The 22,965-nt window shown below is 72.3% G+C and carries 25 protein-coding genes and 1 pseudogene; 12 read left to right on the plus strand and 14 right to left on the minus strand.

Annotation, left to right across the window (positions count from 1 at the left end):
* Positions 1–6: 6 nt before the first annotated feature.
* Genes ACZ50K_RS15515 through ACZ50K_RS15540 form a run of 6 tightly spaced genes read right to left on the minus strand, consistent with a single transcriptional unit; the run spans position 7 to position 3,136 of the window.
* A complete protein-coding gene (locus tag ACZ50K_RS15515; protein ID WP_468902796.1) occupies positions 7–777 on the minus strand; it encodes an SDR family oxidoreductase in 771 nt (256 codons plus the stop codon).
* Complete coding sequence (locus ACZ50K_RS15520) at positions 774–1,172, minus strand: carboxymuconolactone decarboxylase family protein (RefSeq protein WP_468902798.1); 399 nt, start codon at positions 1,170–1,172, stop codon at positions 774–776. Before ACZ50K_RS15520 ends, ACZ50K_RS15515 begins: the two co-directional genes overlap by 4 nt.
* Complete coding sequence (locus tag ACZ50K_RS15525; RefSeq protein WP_468902800.1) at positions 1,150–1,578, minus strand: MaoC family dehydratase; 429 nt, start codon at positions 1,576–1,578, stop codon at positions 1,150–1,152. Before ACZ50K_RS15525 ends, ACZ50K_RS15520 begins: the two co-directional genes overlap by 23 nt.
* Entirely contained in the window at positions 1,575–1,892 is a 318-nt protein-coding gene (locus ACZ50K_RS15530) for an acyl carrier protein (protein WP_468902803.1), read from the minus strand. The genes ACZ50K_RS15525 and ACZ50K_RS15530 overlap by 4 nt, the downstream gene beginning before the upstream one ends.
* A 15-nt stretch (positions 1,893–1,907) precedes the next feature.
* Positions 1,908–2,336: an ester cyclase gene (locus tag ACZ50K_RS15535; protein ID WP_468902805.1), complete on the minus strand. Its 429-nt coding sequence runs from the start codon at positions 2,334–2,336 to the stop codon at positions 1,908–1,910.
* On the minus strand, positions 2,333–3,136 hold the full coding sequence (locus ACZ50K_RS15540; protein WP_468902807.1) for an SDR family oxidoreductase: 804 nt from the start codon (positions 3,134–3,136) through the stop codon (positions 2,333–2,335). The genes ACZ50K_RS15535 and ACZ50K_RS15540 overlap by 4 nt, the downstream gene beginning before the upstream one ends.
* Before the next feature lie 197 nt (positions 3,137–3,333).
* Here ACZ50K_RS15540 and ACZ50K_RS15545 point away from each other — a divergent pair, with 197 nt between their 5' ends.
* The 5 genes from ACZ50K_RS15545 (at position 3,334) to ACZ50K_RS15565 (ending at position 8,564) form a co-directional block, all read left to right on the plus strand.
* Positions 3,334–4,389: a phosphotransferase family protein gene (locus ACZ50K_RS15545; RefSeq protein ID WP_468902808.1), complete on the plus strand. Its 1,056-nt coding sequence runs from the start codon at positions 3,334–3,336 to the stop codon at positions 4,387–4,389.
* A gap of 22 nt (positions 4,390–4,411) precedes the next feature.
* Complete coding sequence (locus ACZ50K_RS15550) at positions 4,412–5,635, plus strand: acyl-CoA dehydrogenase family protein (protein ID WP_468903224.1); 1,224 nt, start codon at positions 4,412–4,414, stop codon at positions 5,633–5,635.
* Between the two features lie 90 nt (positions 5,636–5,725).
* Positions 5,726–6,541 carry an enoyl-CoA hydratase/isomerase family protein gene (locus ACZ50K_RS15555; protein ID WP_468902810.1) on the plus strand — a complete coding sequence of 272 codons (816 nt, stop codon included), beginning with the start codon at positions 5,726–5,728 and terminating at the stop codon, positions 6,539–6,541.
* 85 nt (positions 6,542–6,626) lie between these two features.
* A complete protein-coding gene (locus ACZ50K_RS15560) occupies positions 6,627–7,805 on the plus strand; it encodes a LuxR C-terminal-related transcriptional regulator (RefSeq protein ID WP_468902812.1) in 1,179 nt (392 codons plus the stop codon).
* Between the two features lie 177 nt (positions 7,806–7,982).
* Positions 7,983–8,564: an FCD domain-containing protein gene (locus ACZ50K_RS15565; protein ID WP_468902814.1), complete on the plus strand. Its 582-nt coding sequence runs from the start codon at positions 7,983–7,985 to the stop codon at positions 8,562–8,564.
* 16 nt (positions 8,565–8,580) lie between these two features.
* Here ACZ50K_RS15565 and ACZ50K_RS15570 read toward each other — a convergent pair whose 3' ends face one another.
* The 7 genes from ACZ50K_RS15570 to ACZ50K_RS15600 form a co-directional block, all read right to left on the minus strand.
* Positions 8,581–10,200, minus strand: coding sequence for an FAD-dependent oxidoreductase (locus tag ACZ50K_RS15570; RefSeq protein WP_468902816.1), 1,620 nt, complete (start codon positions 10,198–10,200; stop codon positions 8,581–8,583).
* Complete coding sequence (locus ACZ50K_RS15575; RefSeq protein WP_468902819.1) at positions 10,197–10,832, minus strand: DUF5987 family protein; 636 nt, start codon at positions 10,830–10,832, stop codon at positions 10,197–10,199. The genes ACZ50K_RS15570 and ACZ50K_RS15575 overlap by 4 nt, the downstream gene beginning before the upstream one ends.
* 10 nt (positions 10,833–10,842) lie before the next feature.
* The gene (locus ACZ50K_RS15580) at positions 10,843–11,433 is read right to left on the minus strand and encodes a hypothetical protein (protein ID WP_468902822.1); all 591 of its coding nucleotides are present in this window, start codon (positions 11,431–11,433) and stop codon (positions 10,843–10,845) included.
* 64 nt (positions 11,434–11,497) lie between these two features.
* Positions 11,498–13,240: a TIGR03767 family metallophosphoesterase gene (locus ACZ50K_RS15585; protein ID WP_468902824.1), complete on the minus strand. Its 1,743-nt coding sequence runs from the start codon at positions 13,238–13,240 to the stop codon at positions 11,498–11,500.
* Between the two features lie 110 nt (positions 13,241–13,350).
* Positions 13,351–14,055: a FadR/GntR family transcriptional regulator gene (locus ACZ50K_RS15590; RefSeq protein WP_468902826.1), complete on the minus strand. Its 705-nt coding sequence runs from the start codon at positions 14,053–14,055 to the stop codon at positions 13,351–13,353.
* 72 nt (positions 14,056–14,127) lie between these two features.
* The gene (locus ACZ50K_RS15595; protein WP_468902828.1) at positions 14,128–14,745 is read right to left on the minus strand and encodes a hypothetical protein; all 618 of its coding nucleotides are present in this window, start codon (positions 14,743–14,745) and stop codon (positions 14,128–14,130) included.
* Positions 14,742–16,556 (minus strand): protein kinase domain-containing protein, encoded by a 1,815-nt coding sequence (locus ACZ50K_RS15600; RefSeq protein ID WP_468902830.1) that lies wholly within the window; start codon positions 16,554–16,556, stop codon positions 14,742–14,744. Before ACZ50K_RS15600 ends, ACZ50K_RS15595 begins: the two co-directional genes overlap by 4 nt.
* Positions 16,557–16,820: 264 nt before the next feature.
* Here ACZ50K_RS15600 and ACZ50K_RS15605 point away from each other — a divergent pair, with 264 nt between their 5' ends.
* From ACZ50K_RS15605 to ACZ50K_RS15635, 7 genes and pseudogenes are all read left to right on the plus strand, one after another.
* Complete coding sequence (locus ACZ50K_RS15605; protein ID WP_468902832.1) at positions 16,821–17,279, plus strand: ester cyclase; 459 nt, start codon at positions 16,821–16,823, stop codon at positions 17,277–17,279.
* A complete protein-coding gene (locus ACZ50K_RS15610) occupies positions 17,276–17,818 on the plus strand; it encodes an AMP-binding protein (RefSeq protein ID WP_468902835.1) in 543 nt (180 codons plus the stop codon). The genes ACZ50K_RS15605 and ACZ50K_RS15610 overlap by 4 nt, the downstream gene beginning before the upstream one ends.
* A gap of 10 nt (positions 17,819–17,828) precedes the next feature.
* Positions 17,829–18,686: a class I SAM-dependent methyltransferase gene (locus ACZ50K_RS15615; protein ID WP_468902837.1), complete on the plus strand. Its 858-nt coding sequence runs from the start codon at positions 17,829–17,831 to the stop codon at positions 18,684–18,686.
* 11 nt (positions 18,687–18,697) lie between these two features.
* Positions 18,698–19,435, plus strand: coding sequence for an HAD family hydrolase (locus ACZ50K_RS15620; RefSeq protein ID WP_468902840.1), 738 nt, complete (start codon positions 18,698–18,700; stop codon positions 19,433–19,435).
* A pseudogene (locus tag ACZ50K_RS15625) lies at positions 19,393–20,299 on the plus strand (IMP dehydrogenase). The gene ACZ50K_RS15620 and the pseudogene ACZ50K_RS15625 overlap by 43 nt, the downstream one beginning before the upstream one ends.
* Position 20,300: 1 nt before the next feature.
* Positions 20,301–21,311 (plus strand): nucleoside hydrolase, encoded by a 1,011-nt coding sequence (locus tag ACZ50K_RS15630; RefSeq protein ID WP_468902842.1) that lies wholly within the window; start codon positions 20,301–20,303, stop codon positions 21,309–21,311.
* Positions 21,308–21,997 (plus strand): SDR family NAD(P)-dependent oxidoreductase, encoded by a 690-nt coding sequence (locus ACZ50K_RS15635; RefSeq protein ID WP_468902845.1) that lies wholly within the window; start codon positions 21,308–21,310, stop codon positions 21,995–21,997. Before ACZ50K_RS15630 ends, ACZ50K_RS15635 begins: the two co-directional genes overlap by 4 nt.
* 108 nt (positions 21,998–22,105) lie before the next feature.
* Here the strand turns inward: ACZ50K_RS15635 and ACZ50K_RS15640 are convergent, their stop codons facing one another.
* Entirely contained in the window at positions 22,106–22,963 is an 858-nt protein-coding gene (locus tag ACZ50K_RS15640; RefSeq protein ID WP_468902847.1) for a hypothetical protein, read from the minus strand.
* Positions 22,964–22,965: the final 2 nt, after the last annotated feature.

Consider the following 22,965-nt stretch of genomic DNA (forward strand, 5'->3'; position numbering starts at 1 on the left):
CGAGGGTCAGCCCGCGGTGAACGCGCCGTCCATCGCGTACGCCTGGCCGGAGACGAAGCCGGCGGAATCCGACAGGAGGAACGCCACCAGATCGGCGACCTCCTGCAGCGTCCCCAGCCGGGAGATGGGGTGGGCCCCGACCGCGCCGTCGAGCATCGGCCCGGGCAATGTGCGGAGCAGCGCGGTGTCGACGGCACTGGGGCACACCGCGTTGACCCGGATGTTGTCGGCGGCGTGCTCCAGGGCCGCGGCCTTCGTCAGACCGACGATCGCATGCTTGGTCGCGGTGTACAGGGGCACTCCCGGAAAGGCGATCAGGCCGGTGACCGAGGAGCAGTTGACGATCGCGCCCCCGCCCTGGCCCCGCATCACCCGGAGCTCGTGCTTGAGCGAGTGCCAGCACCCCCTGAAGTTGGTTTCCACCAGGGAGGTCCAGTCCTCGGCGGTGGTGTCCACCAGCGGAACGTGGCCGCGACCCATGGTTCCGGCATTGTTGAAGGCCAGGTCCAGGCGCCCGTACCGGCGCACCGCCGCGTCCACGGCCGCCCGCACGTCGTCTTCACGGGTGATGTCGGTGGAGACGAACGAGGCCCGGTCCTTGTCGCCGGTCTCCTCGGCGATGGTGCGGACCAGTTCGTCTCCGAGGTCGGCGCGGCGGGCGGCGGCGACCACCCTGGCGCCCGAACGGGCCAAGGTCAGGGCCGTCTGGCGGCCGATGCCCGAGGTCGCTCCGGTGACGAGCACCACCTTGCCGTCGAAATCGAACCGCGCGGTCACCGCGGCTCTCCCGGGGCATCGTGGCCCGCCGACCTGTTCAGGACCTTCACGGCCCGTCGGCTGGCCTTGATCGCGCGGGGGATGCCCGCGTAGGCACCGCACTGCATGATCGCTTCCAGGATCTCCTCCGGGGAGAGTCCCGCCCGGAGCGCCAGCTCGACATGGCTCGCCACGAGGTCGTCACAGCCGCCGAGAGTGGTCAGCACCGTGATGGCTATCAGCTCCCGGTCCCGCGTTCCCAGCTGCTTGCGGGCGTGCAGCCGTCCGTAGATCGATTCCACCGTGTAGCGGGCGAGATCCGCGTGGGGGATGGTGTCTTCGAGCAGCTTGTCCGCATCGGGCAGGGCGCTGCGCAGACGCGCCCGCCCCTCCTCATACGCCGTGGTGTCGGTCATCAGAGTCTCCCGAGGTCCTTGCACGAGGGGTGACGAGGCCGGCGGCCGTACCTTTCAGGACGACGGCATCGCGCTGGTTGACGATCAGCAGTTCCGCTTCGAGGCTGGTGCCGAGCGGCCCCGCGGGGACCACGCGGCTGACGGTCACCGACGCATGGAGCCGGTCACCTGCGTAGACCGGTGCCAGGAACTCCAAGGTGGTGCGGCTGCCCAGGTACCCGAGAGAGGCCAGGGCCTCACCGGCGACCGAGGCGACGAACAGCCCGTGGGCCATCGGGGGCGCACCGACGGGAGCCACGTGGTGCCGCGCCCGGTCACCGGACAGCCGTGCGAAGGCGAGGATGTCCGCGGCGGTGACCAGCCGCCGTGCGGTGCGCACCTGGCCGACGGCAAGCAACCCGGTCACGGCTCGCGGCCCTGGGCCGCAGGGTTCCCGCTGGCCGACCGCGCGTTCTCCCCGATCGAGAGCTCCAGGAGCGCGGACATCTCGCGCATGGTGCGGAACGAGCTGAGGGCTTCGAAGTCCTCGGGGGAGGAGAGCCCGTACCGGGCGGTGACCTCGGCGGCCAGCTCGGCGCGCCGAAGCGAGTCCACCCCGGCCTCGGCTTCCAGATCCCAGTCCGGGTCCAGACTTCCGGGGGTGAAACCGAGGGAGCGTTCGAAGGCCGATCGTACGACAGGGTCGATCCCGTCGTCCTGTCGTGAGAGGTCCGGCGTCATCGCAGGTCACCGCCCTCAGTCGTTCGACGTGGGGGGTTCGGCGCCGATCTGCTGGAACATGCCCAGGGTGTCCCAGGCGCTCCAGCTCTCCGCGAGCCGGCCGTCCTCGTGCCGGTCGATGGTGATCCCGGGTACCGAGAAGCGACGACCGCTCGCCGGCACTCCCGGAAGGTCTCCGGTCTGGGTTCCCTCGAAGATCCAGCGGGTCACCACCCGGTCCCCGTCGGCCAGTTGCTCCTCGATCAGGACGTTCAGATCCGGGAAGGACGAGTTGTACAGGGCCAGAGCCGCCTTCGCGGCCTCGGGGCCGCGCAGGGCGGGGAAGGGCCAGGCCGGGTCGTGGTCGATCCAGTCGGCTCCGACCACGGTGTCCAGGACTTCCGGAGACTTCTGGCTCCAGGCGTTGAGCAGGGCCCGGGAACGCGACTTGTTCTGTTCGCTCATGGTTGATCCCTCTCGTGTTCCTCTTGATGCGCGGTGTCGTTCAGATACCAGCTGCCGTCCGCCGTCGTGCCGCCGTCCACCACCAGCACCTGTCCGGTGGTCCAGGCGGACTGCTCGCCGGCGAGGTGCAGGACGGCTGCGGCGATGTCCTCCGGTCGCCCGATGCGGCCGAGCGGCCACGGCCATGCGCGGCCGGGCTCCCGTTCCCAGAAGACGCGGGAGAAATCGGTCGCCACCAGGCCGGGAGCCACCGCATTGACCCTGACCCGGGGAGAGAGCTCGACGGCCAGATGGCGGGTGAGGTGGATCAGGCCGGCCTTGCTCACGTTGTACGCTCCGGTCGGCCCGCCGCCGTACAGGGCGCCGATGGACGCGATGTTGACGATGCTCCCGCCGCGCTCCCGCATCGACCTGCGCCATGCCGCCTGCGTCCAGGCGAGCGGGGCCAGCACATTGACCGCCCAGGTTCTGCCGAACGCCGGAAGGTCACCGTCCACGAGCAGCCCCGGACGGGCACTGGTACCCACGTTGTTGACCAGGATGTCGAGACTGCCGAACCGTTCGACCGCGGCCTTCGCACAGGAATCGGCAGCGTCCGGATCTTCCACGCGGGCAGCGAAAGCGGAGGCCATTCCGCCCAGCTCACGCACCGTTTCCGACAAACGATCCGGATTCCGTGCCACCAGCATCACCTGGGCGCCGTGCTCGGAAAGCAGCCGTGCCACGGCCTTTCCGATGCCCCGTGTGGCGCCGGTCACCAGAGCGACTTTTCCCTGAATATCGGCGAATTCATCCTTCATGACTCTCCGCCATCCCTGATCAGCCGCATCCTCCTTGGCGGCCCCATGCTAGGAGGCGGAAGAGGGGCGGGGGCCTACGGCTTCCCGTAGGCAGCACGACAAAGGCATACTCCACACTCGGTCGTGAATCCGCACCTCAGGGGCGGTCTACAGGCCAACCCGGGGCGGCGCCACGAACCCCGACAGGAGCGTGCGGCATGCCTGGAGTGGACGGTGCGGGCTGGGAGCGGCTCCGGCGGAGTCTGCGGCGGCACACGAACGAACCGGTGGGCCCGTTGAGTGCCCGCGCGCTCCCCGGCGGACTCTCACGGCTCAGCTACCACGTGACGGACAACCGGAACGCCTGGGTGGTGCGCACCGGGGCCAGCACCGGCAATGACCCCGGCATAGACCGGGAGTACCAGGCGCTCTCCGCGCTGCGGAGCACCGGCGTACCGGTGCCGGCCCCTCTGTTCCTCTGCCGCGACCTCGCCGTCCTGGGCCGCTCCTTCAGCGTCCTGGAGTGGGTCCCGGGGCTCGTGTACACCGGCGCACCGCCGGAACTCTCGCCGGAGGGCGCGGAAGGACTGAGCCGTCGTGTGGTCGAGACGCTGGCCCACCTCCATGCGCTGGACCCGGGGAAACTGTCCGTCCCGCGATCCGCGACACCGGAGCGCTACCTGGAGAGACAACTCGACCGGTACCAGAGAGCATGGGAAGGCCTGCCCGGCAGAGGCCGGCTGGCACGCGCCCCGGAACTGCTGCAAGGACTTCGGCATTCCCTCCCGGAAAACACGGAGCTCTCCGTCATCCACGGAGACTTCCATGTGGCCAACCTGGTATTCGACCCCGCACGACCCTCCCGGATAGCCGCAGTCCTGGACTGGGAGATGTGCACGATCGGATCTCCCCTCGCGGATCTGGGCACACTGGTCGCCTGCTGGTCGGGTCCGCGGGATCCGGGCAATCCGCTGGCCCGCGGCCTGAACGGACTGCGGGGACTCCTGACAACCGACGGAATCGTCGAGCACTACGCCGCGGTCAGCGGGCGTTCGGTGGAACACATCGACTGGTACGTGGTGTTCGCCCAGCTCCGCACGGCGATCATGCTGGAGAGGATCCGGTCCAGCGTGCCCGCGCGGCGCCCGTCGGCCGACCCCGCGATAGCCGGGGCGGGCAGCGCTCTCCTCACGGCGGCGCTGGGACGCGCGGCCCGGTCGACCCTGCCCGCACTGCGCACGGTCGGCGCAACACGAATGTCCGGTCCCGAATGAAGCACACGATGTGGAGGCAGCAGTGGACTTCGCCACCGACCCCCGGACCGAGGAACTGCGGGGCAGACTGATCGCGTTCATGGATGACCATGTGCGTGTCGCGGAAGTCGCGATGGCCGGGCAGCCCCGGCCGCCGAGAACGGTGTGGGAGCGCCCCTTCGTGATCGAGCCGCTCAAGAAGGCCGCGCGAGCGGCGGGCCTGTGGAACCTGTTCCTCACCGATCCCCGCTACGGAGCGGGCCTGACGAACCTCCAGTACGCTCCGCTCGCGGAGATCACCGGTCTCAGTCCCTTCCTCGCGCCGGAAGCCCTGAACTGTGCCGCTCCGGACACGGGGAACATCGAACTCCTGGTGGATTCCGGTACCCCGGCCCAGCGGGACCGCTGGCTCACACCCCTGCTCGAAGGGTCCCTCAAGTCGGCCTTCGCCATGACCGAGCCCGGTGTCGCCTCAAGCGACGCCGACAACATCGCCACGCGGATAGACCGGCAGGGTGACGACTACGTCGTCAACGGCAGCAAGTGGTGGACCTCCGGTGTGCTCGACCCCGACTGCGGACTGATCGTCCTCATGGGGGTCACGGACCCGCAGGGCCCGCCGCGCCGACGCCACAGCCTCCTGCTGGTCCCCACCGACGCCGAGGGGGTGACCGTACGACGGCCGCTGTCGGTCTTCGGCTACCTGGACGAGGCCCAGGGGGGCCATGCCGAGGTCGTGTTCGACGGGGTCCGGGTTCCCCGTTCCGGCCTGCTCGGCGCACCAGGGGCAGGCTTCGCTCTGGCACAGAAGCGCCTCGCAGGGGGCCGCATCCACCACTGCATGCGTCTCATAGGGATGGCCGAGCGGGCATTGGAGATGCTGTGCCGGCGCGGCCTGGAACGGGTCGCGTTCGGCGCGCGCCTCGCGGACCACGGCAGCGTGCGCGAACTGATCGCCCGCTCCCGGACCGAGATCGACCAGGCCAGGCTGCTGGTGCTGAAGACGGCCTGGCAGGTGGATACGTTCGGCGCGGCGGGCGCCCGTGCCGAGATCTCGGCGATCAAAGCGGTCGTGCCGGCCATGGCGGTCGCGGTGATCGACCGTGCCGTCCAAGTCCACGGTGCCGCGGGTCTGTCGGGCGACTTCCCCCTGGCGCAGATGTACGCCTCCGCCCGCGTACTGAGGATCGCCGACGGGCCGGACGAGGTTCACCGCCGGGTCGTCGCCTCCCGGGAGCTGCGTCGCTACGACCACTCCTCGCCGTGACGCTTCGGGCTTCCGTAGCGGCCCGCCTTCCGTGCGTGGGCAAGATCTGCGATAGCGGGCGCCGGTCGGGCGGAAGGGGAACAGCGCACCATGGACGACCTTCAGGGTGAGCCTCGGAGTTCCAGCACTCCAACGGATGCCGTTTCACGAGAACATGTCCGGCTGGAGAAGGCGCGAAGCATTGCGACCATCTGGCTCGACCGGCCTCCGCTCAATGTTCTCGACAGTCGGATGCGTGACGGTATCGGGGCCCTCGCCGCCGTGCTGGACGACGACGAGGAGATCCGTGCCGTGGTGGTCTGCGGCTCCGGCAAGCACTTCTCGGCCGGGGGCGATATCGATGAGATGGCCGACCTTTCCCAGGCGGAGTCGTCGCTGCTGGCACGCAGGGCGAACCACGCGTTCGCCGAAGTGGCGAGCCTGGGGAAGCCCGTGTTCGCGGCCATCCGCGGCTGTGCCCTCGGAGGCGGCCTTGAGCTCGCGCTGTGCGCGGATTTCCGCTTCTGCGGTGCCAGCGCCGTTCTTGGGCTGCCGGAGATCCAGCTGGGTCTCATTCCGGGTGGCGGAGGCACCAGGCGCCTGTCCCGGGTCGTCGGGGTGCAGCGGGCGAAGGACCTGATCCTCAGTGGACGCCGGGTGGGGGCGGTCGAGGCGTTGTCCATGGGAATGGTCGACCGTGTCCTGCCCGACCGGGAAGTCTATGATGCGGCCCTCGCGGCGGCCTCGGAGTTCGCCGCACGGTCACCTGCGGCACTGCGAGCCGCGAAACAGGCCATCGACAGCGACGATCCCGCAGGATTCGAAATCGAGCGGCTGAGTTTTTCCGCCCTGCTGGCCGGCGATGACGCCCGGGCTGCCATGCGTTCGTTTCGGGATGGCGGAGGCGCCCGGTCCGGTTCCGCATGAGCGTGCTTGAGTTGCTTGGAATTCAGAGGATCTCCGTTCCTGAAAACCCACGTTTCTCGAAAAATCATCATCTGGGGTGGTCTGCATGTGCATCATTCACTCCTCAGGGGAGCATCGAAATCTTCTGGAGCTAATTTCTTCGTCTTGCGCCCATGCGGACACCGGACAGCTGCGGGTTCTGGTCTTCGAGGGTGCGGTGGGTGTGGGGCGAACGACTCGACTCAACCAGGTCGTCCATGCCGCCAGGTCGTCCGGACGCAGCGTCGTCTGCGCGCGAGCCCGTGCGGAGGAGCGGCGGCGGCCGGGGGCGGTGGTCGCGCAGCTCGCCGACTCCGCGGGCCTGGACGCCCCGAGCGGCAGTGGGGGCGAATGGTGGGACGAGCTCATCGCCCGGGCCGGCTCGGCCGGAGTGCTCATCGCCGTCGATGATGCCCAGTGGCTGGACGAGTCGTCGTTTCGCATGCTCGGCTGCCTCGGCCGCCGGCAGTGGGGCAAACCTGTCGCGATTGCGCTCACCGTCCGCCGTGGCGGAAGGCATTCCTGGATTCCCGACACGGGAGAATTGGGCGGGGGTGCCGCAACGGTGATGCTCGGGCCATGGGATTCCCCGGCCGTCCGCGAATCATTGAGAAGTCACCTCAATGTGAATCCCGGTCCCGACTTCGTTTCACGAAGTCTGCGGGCGACAGCCGGGAATCCGGCCCTCGTGGTGCAGCTGGCGGGTGTCCTGGCGGCAACGGCATGCTCGCACACCGTGGAAGGGCTGATGTCCGTGCTGCACATGCACGCGGAAAGCATCGCCCGACCGCTGCTTGCGCGGATCGCGGCCGAGGGCGATCCCTCCCTCTCGGTGTGCCGCCTGCTGGCCGAGCCCGAGTATTCGAACACGGATATTCTGTCGCGTCGGATGGGGATGTCCAGCGGCCAGATGGACGGCATCGTCCGTGCGTTGGCCGAGATGGGGGTCATCACCGCCGGAAGAGAGCCCCGCCTGGTCCATCCCGTCGTGCGGGACGCCCTCCTCCAGAACCGGCAGGTCGACTTCGCATCGAAAGATCCACTGAAGAGCCGTCTGACGCCTCATCATCTGAGAATTGTCGAGCTGGTACTGGCCGGCTGGACCAACCGGGAGATAGCAGCCCATCTCAGGGTGACCACTCGTGCGGTCGAGTTCCAGCTGACGGAAGTCTACAGAATTCTGGGGATCTCCCGCCGAGCCCAACTGGGCGTCGCGTTGGAGCCCGCGGATGCGGCCTGCCGGTGACCTCCCGCCCGGCCGTGCCGGCAGCCGCCGGGCCACGGCTTGCCGCTCCGGCCGCGCCGGCCGACGACTGAGTAATCACCACTCTGGTTCTCTCGCCGCCCCACTGGTTCAGTGGGTCGGTCACCGAACCACCGAGGAATGCGAGGAAGAGTGACCCTACGGCCGGGCGGAGCAAAGGTGTCCGCCTCCGGGGCGACTCCGTCGGGCAGATTCATTCGCTACGCGATCGGGGGATGGGTCCGCGGCGGCCTGCTCCAGCCCCGCCAGGAGATCACCGCCCGCGCGATGGACCTGCTGCGCTTCCGCGGACCGGAGATCCTGCCGGAGCTGCTGGACACGAACGCCGCGTTCGTGGACGACCTCTTCGAGGCGCGCCGGGACTTCGGGGTGTTGCTCGCCCGGCGGGCGGCCGTGCGCGCCGATCTCTGCCAGGTGTACGAACTGCGCGAACTCCACTCCCTCCTGCGACAGTCCGAGACGCCCGAGGCGGTGCAGGCCGCGGACGCCGACGTGCTCCGCGCCCTGGCCACCCTCTCCGGAAACCGGGTGCACGTCCTTCTCGTGAACACCCTGTTCAACGTCTACTTCCCGCTGCGCACCGCCTTCCTGACGCCCTTCCTCGACGCGAACCTCGCCTACGACCGGCTGACCCCCGTGGTCGAGGCCGTGGCCGGTGCGGACGGCGAGGCGGCGGCGGAAGCGGCAGCGGCCTACCTGGAGGAGACCCGCTGTCTGATGCTGGCGCCGTACGTCCGCTGAGCCCGTCGGGGCCTCCTCAACGGGGCGGGCCGCCGGCCCGCCCGGGAGGCGGTGCGCCCGGGAGCACGCGCACTCCCGCCTCCCGGGCGCGGCCGGCGATCGCCGGGACCGCCCGCTCCGCGAGGGCCGCCACGGTGAGGGACGGATTGACGGTCAGCGAGGTGGGGACGGCGGAGGCGTCCGTGACGAAGAGGCCTGGGCTGCCCCGCAGTTCATGGGCGGCCGTGAGCGCCGAGGTGGCCGGGTCGTCGCCGATGCGGCAGGAGGACAGCGGATGGGCGCTCACGCTTCCGCCGACGGCGGAGGTCCACGGGGTGACCTCGGCCAGGCCGTCCCGTTCGAGGATTCCGCGCAGGTCCGCGTCCGCCAGGTCCCAGCCGCGCCGGGTCGCCGCATTGGGCCGGTACCGCAGGGCTCCCAGGCCCAGTCCCTCGGCGACCCGGACGAACGCCCCGGTGGGGGGCGGCGGACCGAAGACGCCCTCGTTGTCGTCCTCGGTCATCGCCAGGACGGTGAGCCATGACCGCCAGCGCCGCCGCATCTCGCGTTTGGCCGGCCCGAACCAGGCGGAGCCGCCCGCGAGCGTATTGGTCATCGGCGGGAAGTAGATCTGCTGGAGCGTGTAGCGCTCGAACTCCGGCAGCCGTCCGTCCAGTCGGTCGTACGAGGCGGTGGTGATGGGTTTGCCGATGTGCGCGGCGGCGTAGGGGGTGCCGTCCGGGCGTTGGAGTCCGAGGACCCCGCGGACCCGTCCTTCGTCCAGCACGGCGACGCTCAACCGGTCCCCGTTGCCGGAGAAATGGCGGCCCACGGCCGCGGGTACCTGGCCGAGCAGCGGGGCCGAGCGGCGCAGCACGACGGGGGTCGCCATCGCCCCCGCGGCCAGCACCACCACCTTGGCGTGGATCGAACCCAGTCCGGTGCCGTCCTCGCCGATGGTGTGGGTCACCGCGTACCGGTAGCCGGGCAGCGCCGAGCGGGCGATGACCTGTGCTTCGTGCAGCGGCAGCACCCGGGCTCCGTGTGCCTCGGCCGCCGGCAGGTAGGTGAGCAGCATGGAGCGTTTCGCGTCGAAGCGGCAGCCCGACAGCATCCAGTTGCAGTCGGTGCAGCGGGCGGTGTCCACGGCGACGGGCACCGGGTTGCAGGTGCGGCCCGCGTGGTCGCAGGCGGCGGCCCACACACCACCCGCGTAGGAGATTCCCGACCAGTCCAGTGGGGTGACGGGCAGGGACTCCTCCACCCGGTCGTACCAGGGGTCGAGGGCGGACCGGGTCAGGGCGGCGGGCCACAGCCGGTGCCCGGCGGTGCCGAGGCGCTCGAAGACGAAGGCGGGGGCCCGCAGGGAAGCGCCGAAGTAGACCACGCTGGATCCGCCCACGCAGTTCCCGGCGACCACCGACATGCCGTTGCCGCGGATCACGTCGACGGCCCGGGTGTAGGTGCCCAGACGGAAGTCATGGGAGAAGTCGCCGGAGGAGAGCCGTGGTCCGCGCTCCAGGACGGTCACCCGGGCGCCGCCGGCCGCCAGATGGTAGGCGGGTATGGCGCCGCCGAACCCGCTGCCGATGACGAGGACGTCCGTGGTCTGCGCGGCCCCGGCGCCTTCGGCCGCCTGCCCGCCGGGTCTCCTCATGCGGGGCTGCCCGAAGGGGTGGTGTCCGGGTGGAGCCGGGCGAGGGGCCGGCCGTAGGAGTGTGCCGGGAACCGCCACAGGCCGTCCGGGCCCGGCGGGGGGAAGCCTGTCCAGGCGAGTCCCGGGTGCCCCTCGGCGTAGGCCTGGGCGGTGGGCAGGTGCCCGGCGGTGTCGAAGGCGATCCCCACCAGCAGGGCCAGTACCTCCCACAGGGGCCGGTCGACGTCCTCCTCGGCGAACAACTCGTCGACCAACGCGGTGCGATGGGCGAAGGACAGCTGGACGAGGGCCGGCCGCAGCGGGGACAGCACCAGCAGCCGGCGCAGCGCGTACGCGGTCGCACGTGCGTTGACCAGGAGGGCGATGCCGGGCAGCAGGGGCGCCAGTGGGAGGCCGGGGTCCCGCATCAGGTCGACCGCTCCGGCATGGACGGCGCCCGGGCCGGTCACCACACCGGCCACCGCCCGGTCGTCGGGGCTCCGGCGCCCGCCCGGGATCAGCGTGTCCGCGAACGCCTCCAGGGTGTGGGTGGTGGCCGGCTCGACGGGCAGCGTCGCCCGGGCGTCCCACCGCGGCAGGGCCCAGGCGCCGAGCGCGGCCGTCACCATCACCCCGAGCTGCCGGCGGTTCATCGCCGGCACGTCAGGCACCGGACAGGCAGAAGGCGGTGGGGGGCAGGGAGAGCGAGGCCCCGCTCTCGCCGGGCGACTCCCCGTAGGCGGCGAGGGCCTGGGCGAGCAGCGGATGGGTGGGGCGCAGGGCCGCGACCGCGTCGCCGACGCCCGCGGTCCGGCCGTTCACCTCGAAGCCGGTCAGACGGGCGCCGGCCTTGCCGTCCGGCTTGTCGAACCAGTACTCCCCGTCCCAGCTGACCAGGGGGGTGGCGCCGGTGGTCGACTGCACGCTCCAGTGGTCGCGTTGCAGGTACCGGCACACCGGAAGGGCGGCCGCGATGCGGGCCGGTTCGGCGAGCAGGAACCGGATCGCTCCACCGTTGTCGGCGGTGATGTCCCGCTTGTCGTACTCCACGCACAACGGATCGCGCCACCACACGGACAGCGGGGGCTTCTCGCCCTCGCCGTAGTGCAGCCAGGAGCACGCGGCGGTGAAGGCGGCCGGGGCGTAGGGCGCGACTGCGGGCGCGGTGCCCGCCCGGGCGGGCGGGACGGCCGACAGCAGCGAGCCGAGGGTGACGGCGGTCAGGACGGGCGCGGCGATGGCGCGTCGGAGCACGGATCCTCCCGAAGGTGGGGACGGCCGACGAGGGGCCGCCCGGAAGCGACTTGGGGGGCGGGGGTCAGAGTGCGAAGGGGGCGGGGACGAGGAGGCGGGCGTTGCGGTCCCTGGGCAGGCCGCGCCTGCCGGGGGCGGCCGGGTCGGTGCGGCCCTGCCAGTCGTTGAGGGCCAGTTGGCGCGAGTGCGCGGCCAGGTCCGCGGGGGTGGCCAGGCCGCCGGGCTGCGCGGGCGCGTCCGTGTCCAGGACGGTGGTGAAGAGGGAGACGGTGTCCTGGGCCGCGGACACCTCGATCAGCCGGCTCTGCTGGGGCCAGTCGATATGGGCTGCCGTGGTGATCTCCCAGAACCCGCCCTGCCGGGCCCAGGTGGCGGGCCGGGCGTGCGGCTGGATCCGGTTCTGGTGGCTGTGGCCGTTGATGTGCGCGATGACGTTGGGGTGTTGCAGCAGCAGGGCGCGCAGGTCGTCCCCGTCCCGCCGGGGGGACCACCAGTCCCACGGGTCGAAGGTGTTGTCCATGGTGGCCAGGGTGTGGTGGGAGAAGACCAGGAAGAGCCGGTCGGTGACCTCGTGGCCGACCTCGGTCCCCTCGGGACTGAGGTAGCGGCGGCTGCCCCGCCGGAGTTCCTGGCGCAGCCACTGGTACTGATCGGCGTCGAGGGAGCCGCCCGCGCCGCCGTTGTCGTTCACGGTGTCCAGTACCAGGCACCGGATCACGCCGTGGTCGAAGGCGTAGAAGGCCGTCCCGTCCTCCCTGTTGGCGGTGGTGAACCCGTGTCCGAAGGGCCGGCCGGAAGTCACGAAGTGCTCGCCGACCAGCTCCTTCCTGTCGAGCAGGCGCCGGGCCGGATCCGCCGTCACGCTCCGCAGCGGGCCGGACAGCGAGGTCTCCAGTACGTCGCCTGCGGCACGCGGGCCCGACACCGCCAGGGCCGCCTCCTCCACCGTCCCCGGCCAGCCCACGGGCTTCACCGACCCGGTGGCGATCTCGTTCAGCAGCCAGCCCCCGGGCGCGTTGCCCTGCACCAGGCAGTCGTGGTTGCCGTACGCGGCGTACCAGGGCATGCCCAGACCGCCGGCGGTGAACGGGCGCCGGGCCGCGTCCAGGAGCCGGGGCAGGTCCGGGAAGCCCCACAGCTTGCGGGCACGGTCCGGGGAGGCCGCCGGATCGGGGTGCCAGTAGGCGGCGTCGAACCGATCGAGGTCCGCGACGCCCTCCCAGCGGGAGGGGTTCCCGGAGTCTGGCCGCACCACCCCGCCGTCCAACAGGTCGATGTACCAGCGTACTTCGTTGAACTGCGCGTTGTCCGCGCTGTCGCCCGTCACCACGGTGAACGCGAGGGGCAGTCCGGTGGCGGGCCCGGTCCCGGCGCGGGAGACGGCACGCGCCATCGCGTCGGCCACCTGGGTGGACAGCATCTCCTGCGGACGGTAGGCGGAACTCAGCGCCGAACCCCAGGACGGCGACCCGGGATCGCCGAGGCGGTCGAGGAACTCCACGCGGGCCGGGGACTGGGCGTCCGTCACATGGAGGTCGGTCAGCTGGGCGAAGGCGACCAGATGGCGCACGCGGGAGACCGGGACGCGGCCCCCCAGTTCGTCACGGACCAGATGCGGCTCGCCCGGCCCGGCCAGCAGGCCGCGGTAGCCGCCCGGCCCCGCGGGACCGGGTAACAGGGTCCGGCCCAGGGTGGTCGCCGACGCCCCCTGCTGTCCGGCCGCCCACGCCGCGCGCGGCGGTCCCACGGCCGCCGCCGATGCCCCGATGGCGGCCGCCTGGAGTACCCGCCGCCGACTGAGAGCCATGGAACCCCCGCCTTTCAGTGGATGAGTCACTGAGCCAAAGAAAGCGCCGTGAAGTGGCCACGTCAAGGGTTCGCGCGGGGCGGAATGTGGCCGAGTGGCTGTGCCACTGCTCAGGAGGACGGGGACCGCAGCGCGCCCAGCATGATCCGTTCGGTGGACCGCAGATACGCGAGTGCGGCGCGTTCCGCCCGCTCGGCGTCCCTGTCCACGACCGCCTCCACCACGGGGGCGAACCGGGTCGCCGCCGCCGCCGGGTCCACGAAGGGCCCGGAAAGCGCCGAACGCACCGGCAGATAGGCATTGGCCAGGGTGTTCGTGAGCAGCAGGTGCACCCGGTTCCCGGTGCAGCGGGCCAGCTCCCGGTGGATCTCCAACTCGGTCAGCTGGGCCGCGTCGGCGTCGGGAGCCTGCGCCAGCGCCGACAGCAGCTCCCGCAGCCGGGCGGCCTGGCGGGCCGTCCGCTTCACGGCGGCCCGCCCCGCGATCAGCGCACCGATGTGCCGACGCGCCTCGAAGACCTCCGCGAGCCAGCCGGAGTCCCGCGCGATCAGCAGCGGCAGCAGCTCGGCGCCGCCCAGCTGAAGGAAGTCACGGACCCTGCTGCCCACCCCGTGCCGGGTGCTCAGCAGCCCGGCCTGCTCCAGCCGGGTCAGCGCGTGCTTGAGCGTGGCCCGGGTGACGCCGTAGCCGGAGGCGAGTTCGCGCTCCGGCGGGAGCAGGGTGCCGGCGGGGTGCCTGCCGTCGAGGATGTCGTTGCGGATCCGGTCGGCGAGGAGGTCGACCACGGTGTGGCGGGGGATGCTGTCGGCTGGCATCCGATGCTCCTCGTGACGTGCCTGTGCCTGCCCGGCGGGGCGACCGAGTCAAGCAGCAAGGGCGATCTTCGGTCAAGGAGACTGCCGGGACCCCTCCTCCCCGGGCGCAGCGGCCGTGCGGGCGCCCGTGCAGGAGTAGCGGAAGGAGTGCGATGCCGTGGCCGGGGACGGTTCCAGCAGCACCAGGGTGATGGTGGCGGCGGTGCTGCCGATGCCGCTGAAACTCCAGGTGGTCCGCAGCCGCACGGGGTCCTCACCGCGATCCGCCGTCGCCCGCAGGACCGCCGACCGCGTGCCGTCACTGCGCAGCCACTGGTAACTCACTGTTCCCGCGGCGCCGTTGGTGCGGACGGTCGCCTCGATCACCGCGTTGCCGCCGCACGGCACGTCCTGGGAGGATCCGGTCAGGACCGTGCTCCGCACCTCCAGCGGGGGCGCCGACAACCGCTTCCAGAGCAGCAGTGCCACCACCAGCAGCAGCACCAGCAGTGCCCATCCGTAGCGCCGCCACCAGGGGGAGCGGCGGGCCGGCGGAGCCGGTCGGAGCGGGGCTCCCGCCCAGGGCCGGGTGTCCCCGGGCCGTTCCGTCGGAATCCCGGGACCGAAGCGCTCCTCGGCGTCCCCGGCCCGGAGGGTCTCGCCGAAGACCCGGGTCGGAGCCTCTTCCGGGAGACCCTCCCGGCCGCTCACGCGGGACGCTCCCGGCAGGACTGTGCCGACACGGTCCGGTAGGGCCGGGCCTGGTGGGGGGCGCTGCCGGTGGCCGCCAGCACGCCCCACCAGGGTGCCGAGCACCCCGCCCCGGCGAAGACGTGCTGGGCCGTCACGGTGTACGAGGTCTTCCCGCTGAGGACGAAGGTGTCGGCCGGCCCGTCCTGGTCACCCGGAGTGGCAGCGGAGGCCCCGCGGTGCGCGCCGTACCAGCGCACGGTGAGGGCCACCGGTTCCGTGCTGTCGGTCCGGACGGTGACCGTTGCCGTCGCGGAGCCGCCCCGAGCGGCGGTCAGTCCGGTGACGGCCAGGAACTCCACCTCGGCCGGCGGCGGGGCCGGCGGCTCCTCCGGCCGGCCCGGCTCCGTCACCGGAGGTTGGGGCGGTGCCGGGGGCGGGGGTGGTGTGGACGAGCCCGGGGGCTCGGAGAGACCCGGCTCCGGCGTCGGGCCGCCGTCTCCGCCGCCGGTCGCCGTCGGCGAGGGCAGGGGTCCGCCCGACGGCCCGGCCGAGGGGGCACCGGAGACCGACGGCGCCCCACCGGAAGCCGAAGCCGAAGCCGAAGCCGACGTCGTGGACGGGGGAGCGGTCGGCGCCGTGGCCGAGGGGGACCCGGCGCGCGGGGCGGTTGCGCCCGGCGACCGGGACGGCAGGGCGCCGCCGGTCGCCGCTGGGGCGGAGGCGGCGGTGTCCCTCCCGGTCGGTTCGGCGGCCTGCGGTCCGCCCCGTGTCGTGGCCACCAGGACCACCAGCCCGGCGACCGCCGCACCGGCCGTCGCGGCCTGCCAGCCCCGTCGGCCGGCGCGGGGACGACGCCGTCCGGCGGCTGCCATGGCACCGGGCCCGGCTTCGGGTTGCGGACCGAGGGCGGTGACCGCGGCGTCGTCGGCACCTCCCGCGGACCCGGTGGCCGGCCAGAGCAGCGGGAGCAACGCGATGGCGGCCGCCAGGGCACGCTTGCCCCGCTCCTCCCAGTCGGGGCCGTAGGCCCCGACCGCCGTCTCCTCCAGCGAGTGCAGGAAGGCCTCCGCATCGTGCGGCCGTGCCCCGGGGGCCTTGGCCAGGCCGTGGCGCACCAGCCCGCGCACCGGATCGGGTACGCACTCGTCGGGTATGGGGGCGGAGACGTGCTGGACGGCCAGCTCGTGCACCGTCGCCGCGTGGTACGGACGCTCGCCCGTCAGGCATTCGAAGAAGACGACCGTCGCCGCGTACACGTCGCCGGCGGGGGACGCGGGCGCCCCCTCCCACTGTTCCGGCGCCATGTAGGCGGGCGTGCCGGCGCAGTCCGCGTCGTACCCGTCGCGCACGGCGATCCCGAAGTCCACGAGCTTGGACTGCCCTTCGGGTGTGACGAGGACGTTCGCCGGTTTGTAGTCGCGATGGACGATGCCCGCGCGGTGGGCGGCGGCAAGGCCCAGCAGCGAGCCCTTGAGCACCGACAGCGCTGCCTCGGCCGGCATCGCGCCGCGCTCGCGCAACACGGAGTGCAGCGAGGTCCCGCGGACGAGTTCCATCACGATGACGGCGCCCCGCGGCGTCCGCAGGAACTCGTACAGCCGGGCCACGTGCGGTGATTCCACGCTCTGGAGGACACGGGCCTCGGCACGGAACGCTTCCAGCTGCCGGGGGTCCCGGCAGAACTTCTCGTCGAGGTACTTCACGGCCACGGCGGTGCAGCTGCGCTCCTCGATCGCCTCGACCACCTGGCCCGAGGCTCCCGCACCGAGGACGCGGAGGGTGCGGTAGCCGGGAACGGGCCACGGGCGGGGCTGGGGGGCGTGAGTCATGAGAGGGGTCCCAATGGATCGGTGAAGAGGCAGGCAGCCTAGGCAGGACGGAGACGGAAATCTTGAGTAGGGCCTACTCAGCCGCTGGTCAGGCCGCTCCGACCGGTCCGGGCGGGTCCGGGCCGGGCCGCGGTGCGCGACCGGAACGCGCAGGTGTCCGCCACGAGCTGAGTAGTGGTTACTCAGCGACTTCACGCCGTCACCCGCCTACCGTGTGATGCACCCGACAACAGGTGGTGCCGTCCACCGGCGAAGGGACCTGTGATGACCCTCCACTCCTCCGCCGCCCTCCGGGCGACCGTGCGGATGTACGACCTCTTCAACAGCGGGGACGCCGACGCCGTGGAGCAGGTGTTCGCCGCCGACTTCATCGACCACGACCCCTTCCCGGGGATCGACACCGGCCTCGGCGCGATGCGCGACCTGGTGGCGATGGTGGCCGCCGCCTTCACGGAGCGGGACCACGAGATCCTGTTCGCCGCCGACCTCGGCGACGGCGTCGCGGTCGTCAACTGGGCCTTCACCGCCGTGCACACGGGGGAGTGGCTGGGCATGCCCGCCACCGGATGCCCCATCACCTACCGGGGCATCGACATCGCGACGGTGCGCGAGGACCGGGTCGCCGAGCTCCGCCACGTGGAGCAGATCCACCACGCCAACGTCCAGATCCACCGCGCCGGCGCCCAGATGGCCGCGGCGCCGCGGGCCGGGGAGAAGCGTTGAACGGCGGAGCCCCGGAAGGCGGGGCCGAAGACCCGGCACCCTCCCCGGCCGGCCCGCCGCGGCTCGGCCGGCTCTTCGAGCGATGGGCGCGGAAACAACCGGACGCACCCGCCGTACTCGCCCTGGACGGGACCGTCCTGCTCACCTACCGCACCCTTGACGCGCGGGCCGAGGCCCTCGCCGCCGCACTGCGCCGGGCGGGTGTGACGGAGGGGGCCCGGGTGGGCCTGGTGGGCCCGCGCTCGGCCGCGGCCCTCGTCGCGATCATGGCCGCCCTCAAGGCCGGCGCGACCTATGTCCCGCTGCACCCTGTCCTGGACCGCCCGGCACTCGACGAGGACCTCAACGTCTTCGAGTTCGGCGCGAGTTCTCAGGACCTGGCCCGCATCCACGCCCGCATCCTGGCCGCACTCGCCCCGACCGCCCCCCGCGCGGCCGACCGGCTCGCGGTCCTCGACCTGTTCCGCCACCCCACCCTGCGCACGTACACCGCCCATGTGCGACGCGCCACCAGCCCGCCCCCGCACCCGGCCGCCTGAGGAGACCCCAGTGACGTACGACCACGGCGCCGCCCGCCACCCGGATCCGACGCGGCACCGCCCGGCCCGGGCGACCGGCCCGTCTCCCGGCCCACCACCGCGCACCCGGACCGGCCCTCCCCAGTACGACGGCTTCGCCGACGCCTTCGCCGACGCCGAGGAGAGCACTCAGCGGATGGCCTTCCGCCGGGCCCTGGTCTTCCCCGCCTACCGGGCCGCCCTCGGCGACCTCACCGGGGCCCGCGTACTGGACCTCGGCTGCGGCCAGGGCACCTATACCCGCATGGCCCGCTGGATGGGCGCGACCGAGGCCCTGGGAGTGGACATCTCCCCGGCCATGATCGAACAGGCGCGGGCCCGGACACCGGCCGAACTCACCGGAGTGCACTTCGCGGTGCACGATGCCGCGCACCTCCCCGACCTCGGACGCTTCGACGTCGTCAGCGCGGCCTTCCTGCTGCCCTACGCCCACGACCTGGGCGAGCTCCACGCCATGTGCGCGGGCCTGGCACGATCCTGCGCCGACGGCGGCCGACTGGCCCTGCTCGTGGACGACTCCGACGACGATCCGGGACGTCCCGTGCCCCCCGAATGCGGGGTCCAGGTGCGGGTGGCGGCCGGCGCGCGGGACGGCGACCCGGTCCGGCTCCACGTCGGACAACCAACGGTGTGCACCCTCGACTACCGGTTCTGGCGCCGCCGCACCATCGCGGGAGCCCTCGTCGCCGCGGGCTTCGAGCTCCCCGACTGGCGCCCCCTGGACTCCACGTGCACCGATCCGGCCCACCTCCCGGAAGCCCTGGCGCGCTACCTGCGCAACCCCCATGTCGTCGCGGTCACCGCCCGCCGCCGCCCCCGCATCCCATGAGCCCCCGCCGAATGCCCGCCCGCCTGCACTTCGTCTGGGACTGGAACGGCACCCTGCTGGACGACGTCGACCTCACCATCGAGGCCACCGTCCAGGCCATCGGCCCCGGTCTCGCCACCCCTCTGACCCCTGCGGCCTTCCGCCGCGCCAACGCCCAACCGCTGCGCCGACTGTACGAGAACCTGCTGGGCCGACCGGTCGGGGACACCGAACTCCTCGCCGCCATCGAACGCCACCGCACCGCCTACTACGGCCGCCACCTCCGGTGCCGGCTGCGGGAGGACGCCTACGACGTCCTCTACGCCCTCTCCGAGGAGGGCCACACCCACTCCCTGTTGTCCCTGTCCGACCACCAGCACCTGCTCGCCGGCGTCCGCCGCTTCGGCATCGCCGACCGGTTCCGGCTGGTGGACGGCGGACGCACCCGGCTGTCGGAGGGCAAGGCCGCCGCCCTCGGCAGCCACCTGGCACGACTCGACCCGCATCCGGCCCCCGGACGGATCGTCCTGGTCGGCGACACCCCCGAGGACGCCCTGGCCGCCCGGCGCAACCAGGTCACCGCCCTGCTGGTCGCCGGCGGACACGCCACCCGGAGCGCGCTGCGCGCCACCGGGGCCCTCGTCGCATCCGACCTCGCGGCCATCCCCCACCTGCTGGAACCGCTCGCCGGCCGCACCGCCACGCCGTACGGAGAGGAACGATCCCCATGGTCCGCTTCCACCAGGACATCCGCCCGCCCTACGAGGTGACCTTCGCCGACGTCTTCCTGCTTCCCCAGCACTTCCCCGGCTGGTCCCGCCAGGACGTCGACATCGCGGCCCCCGACCGGCTGGGCCTGCCCACCCCGCTGGTGGCCGCCAGCATGACCTCGGTGACCGGCCGCAGACTCGCGGAGACCCTGACCCGGCGCGGAGGGCTCGCCGTCTTCCCCAAGGAACTGGCCGTCGAGGAGGTCGGCGCCACGCTGGACTGGCTCAAATCCCGGCACCCGGTGTTCGACACCCCCCTCACCGTGGACTCCGGGACCCCCGTGGAGGCCGCCCGCACGATCCTCATGCAGCGCGCCCATGACGCGGTGATCGTCGTCGGGGACGACGGCAGCGCCATCGCGGCGGGCGCCGACGCCGTCAAGATCGGGGTCGGCTCCGGGGCCATGCGCACGACTTGCACGGTCACCGGCTCCGGCCGGCCCCAGCCCCCCGGACGTGGCCCTCGCCCTGGCCGCCGGCGCGTCCACCGTCATGATCGGCTCACTGTTCGGACGGAGCCTGGAAAGCCCGCCACCGCTCACCCGAGGCACCGACGGACGCTGGTACAAGGAGGTGTTCGGAGTGGCCTCCAACCGTGCGGTTCGCCACCGCTACCGCGACCGGGACCCCTTCACCCTCCACCGCCGCATGCTGTTCGACGAGGGCATCAGCGGAAGCACCCTGTATCTCGACCCGCAACGGCCGGGCGTCGAGGACATCGTGGACCACATCAGCGGCGGCCTGCGCAGCGCCCTCACCTACAGCGGGGCCCGCTCCGTCCCCGACTTCCAGCAGCGCGCCGTACTGGCCCTGCAGAGCCCGGCGGCGTTCGCCGAGGGCCGGCCCTCACCGCAGGGCTGGTGACGTGACGCCCCCGCCCGGGCCGGGCGCCGGCACCTGGACCACCGGTGCCCGCGCCCGTACCGAGACCTTCGACCTCATCCTGGACGTCGACACCGGCTGCGACGACGCCCTCGCCCTCCTCTACGCCCTGCACCACCCGCGGCTGCGGCTGCGCGCGGTCACCTGCGTCAGCGGCAACGTCGACGTCGACACCGTGCTGCGGAACACCCTGAGGGTGCTGGACGCGGCGCGGGCCCCCGCCCTCCCCGTCGCGAAGGGCGCGCGCCGGCCCCTGGTGGAGCCGCGCCACCACGCCCGGCACGTGCACGGCGACGACGGACTGGCGGGGGTCGATCTGCCCCCGCCGGCCCGGCCCGCCGACCCCCGGACCGCCGTCGAAGTGCTCCGGGACACCGTCCGGGACAGCGAGCGCCCGCTCACCCTCGTGCTGCTCGCGCCGCAGACGAACGCGGCCCTGTTCGCCGCCCAGCACCCCGAGATCTTCGCCCGGCTGGAACGGATCGTGATGATGGCCGGCTCCGGTGGGGGCGGGAACGCCACCGCCGCGGCCGAGTTCAACGTCCGCTGCGACCCGGAGGCGGCGCACATGGTCCTGCACGCGGGCGTACCGGTCTTCATGTACGGACTCGACGTGTTCCGCCGCACCGCCGTCGACCCGCCCACCGTCGACGCACTCCTGGCGGCCGACAACCCCGCGGCGCGGCTCGCCGGAGAGCTGCTGCGCAGCAGGCAGTACGCGGGCGGCACCGCCGCGCTGGGCGACGCCGGAGCCGTGGCCGCGGCCTTCGACCCGTCGGGGGTCAGCACGGTCGTCCGGCCCGTCACCGTGGAGCTGGCGGGCCGTCACACCCGGGGCACCACCGTGGTCGACCGCCGGAAGAGCAGGCACTGCGCCGCTCCGGACGCCGTCGCGGTCGGCTTCGCCGAGGACATCGACGGCGACCACTACGTGCGGCTGTTCCGGGACACCCTGCTGGCGGCGGTGCCCGCCCCGGCGGGGCCGGCCGGATGACCACCGGTACCGCGGTGGTCGTCGGCACGGGGCACGGGGTCGGGCCCGCCGTCGTCGCCGCGCTGACCGGGGGCCGGCCGCCGTTCCGGGTCGTGGAGGTGACCACCCGGCCCGCCCCCGCCGCCCCCCCGGCAACCACCCGCCTGGTGTGCGACTTCGGTACGGAGGCGGCGGCGGCCGACGTCCTGGACCGGGCGGCCGGGCTCCTCGGCGGAGTGGACCTCCTGGTCGTGGCCCTCGGCGACGCCGCCCCCGGACCCTTCGGGGAAATCACCCTCGACGCCTGGGAGAGGCAGGTGCGCAGTGGGCTGACCGCCCCCTTCCTCGCCTGCGTGCGGGCGCTTCCCCACATGGGGCCCGGCGGCCTGATCGTCACCGTCGGCTCGTTCGCCGGGGCCGAGACCTATCCGGGCTGGGCGGCCTACAGCGCCGCCCGCGCGGGGCTGGCCGCCTTCACGGCCGTGATGAGGGAGGAACTGCGCGACCGCGGCATCGGGGTCGCCCACATCGTGCCGGGCGCCACCCGAGGACTCCTCGGGCAGGGTGAACCCGCCGACTGGGACACCTCGGCGATGCTGGGCCCGGACGACGTGGCCGCCGCGGTGGCCGCCCTGGCCCGGACCCCCTTCCCGGCCGGAGCGGTGGTCGAGGAGATACGGCTGCGCCACCGCCGCGGCCGCCTGTGAGAGGAGACCGCCCCGTACCCCTGCCGCACGGCTGCCTCGGCGCCACCGGTGCCTGCGGGTGTACCCGGCACGGCCGCGGCGTTGCAAGGCCGAACCGGTCTATCGGAGTCACACGTCAAGTCGCCATTGGCAGAGTCTGTCACCGTTGTTGGTCGACCAAGTGCCGGCATGAATGGAATGGAATGCTGAGGGAGTGAATCCCTCCGGGTAGGCGACCTCTCCCAAGGGTTGCAAGTCCCGGGCGGTGAGCACGAGATGGCGGGCGGATTTCCAGTTTCTGTCGACTGTCTCCACCAGAACTCTTTCGTGGTCGAGATATTGGGCGAAGACGGCCCACTCGCCGTTCTGCAGGTAGTCCCTGTCCGGCCGCTGCGCGACGACTCCATGACTTGGGAAATCGTGGACCACGACTCCGGTCGAGTCGCGCGGAACCGTCAAGTAGGTGCGGCCGTCGGGGTGCAGGTCGGTCAGAGCCCGAGTGGCGTCACCGGTGGTGACGACCTCCGTCACTCCGTCCCGATGTGCTCCCCAGTAGATCCGGGAGCCGTCCTGCCCCTCGCCGACGTTCAAGCCCATGTGCACGCCGTCAGGGTGGCGATGTGTCACCGAGCCCGTGGCTTCACAGCCGAGTCGTCTACGACCCACGATCTTCCCCGTGCCGCTGTCCATGGTCCACCACTCGTCGCCCCCCTGCCCGTCCCCTCCCTTGAAATCGAGCTCGGTCTCGGGAACTGTCGCCCAGACGAGGCGTCCGTCTGCGGAGAAATCACACGAGCCCGAGCGGGAGTAGCCCGTTCCCCAAGGGGTGTGCCGCGCGGACCAAAGGACCTTGCCGTGTTCGTCGACGAGCCTGACCTGACTCTTCCCGCCGACGGCGACGCGAGTCAGATCGGGACTCACGGCGAATGACAGGGCGTCTCCTCCGATCTCGAACCTGCGAACCGGAGTCAACGTCGGGTTGAGCAACG

The organism is Streptomyces sp. NPDC033845 (assembly GCF_055576225.1).